We start from the raw sequence: 1,292 nt of genomic DNA on the forward strand, positions 1-1,292 counted from the left end.
GAACTCGCTGGCCGAGTCGTGGGTGATGCAGCAATACCTACGCCCGGATGTGCTGGAGGCGGCCGGGGTCCGCTCGATCACCGACTGGGCGGCGTCGTTCACCGCGACCCGCTCGGAGACGATCCCCAACGCCACCGGCACCAAACTGCGGGTCGTGTCGAAGGTGTCGGCGTTCGCGAACCCCAAAGAGATGTTCGCCATGGCCGCCCAGTACACCGACGTCGTTGTCCGTGAACAGGTCCCAGCCAATCTGCCCACCCATGACGGGCGGCAGATCATCACCAGCACCCCCGGTCAGGAACGGCAAGATTTCATCGCCGACCTCGACTACCGGGCCGACCACCTCGACCCGCGACGCGCCGACATCGACAACGTGCTCAAGATCCTCAACGACGGCCGCAACGTCGCGCTCGACCCGGCGCTGGCCAACCTCGAACCGGATCCGGGAAACACCCGCGCCGATGCGGTCGCCGAACAGGTCGCCCGCATCTACCACGCCACCGCCGACAACGAATACCTCACCGAAGAAGGGGAGCGGTCCCCGATCCGCGGGGCGTTGCAGCTGGTGTTCTGTGACCGTGGCACCCCGCGACCCGACGGTCCGTCGGTGTACTCCAACCTCAAAGACCTTCTCGTCGAGCAGTATCAGGTGCCCGCGGAGAAGATCGCGTTCATCCACGACGCCAAGTCGCCGTCGCAGAAACTGGCGTTGCAGGCCGACTGCCGAGCCGGGCGGATCGCGGTGCTGGTCGGATCGACATCGAAGATGGGCACCGGTATGAACGTCCAAGGCCGCCTCATCGGCCTGCACCACATGGACGTGCCATGGCGGCCCGCCGATCTCGAGCAACGCGAAGGCCGGATCATCCGGCAGGGCAACCAGAATCCACAGATCGAAATTCTGAACTACGTCACCGCAGGCACCACCGACACCGTCATGTGGTCGAAAGTCGAATCCAAGGCGGCGTTCATCGAACAGGCCAAACGCGGCCAGCTCGACGACGTCGCCGAAGTCGACGACATCGCCGACGACTCACTGTCCGAGGCGGCCGCGGCGACCAAAGCCGCCGCGACCGGCGACGAACGCTTCCTCGAAATGGCGACCCTGGAAGACGAGGTGAAAAGCCTGTCCGCACTGGCCAGCGCCCACGCCGACTCCCGCTCCCACGCGCGGCGGGTCGTGGCTGCAGCGGACCGGGCCATCCCACGGTTGGAAGGCAGCATCGAGAAACTCGATCTTCTGCTGGCCGGTCACCAGGAGTGGATTGACGCCGGCAAGGAGTTCGTCGTCA

1 protein-coding gene is annotated in these 1,292 nt (G+C 65.6%); it reads left to right on the plus strand.

The annotated features are described in order from the left end of the window. Positions 1-1,292, plus strand: a 1,292-nt coding sequence (locus Q9R39_RS24665; protein WP_311278456.1) for a helicase-related protein, incomplete at both ends; no start/stop codon positions are given.

It is taken from the genome of Gordonia sp. AC31 (assembly GCF_031844505.1).
GTDB lineage: Bacteria > Actinomycetota > Actinomycetes > Mycobacteriales > Mycobacteriaceae > Gordonia > Gordonia hongkongensis.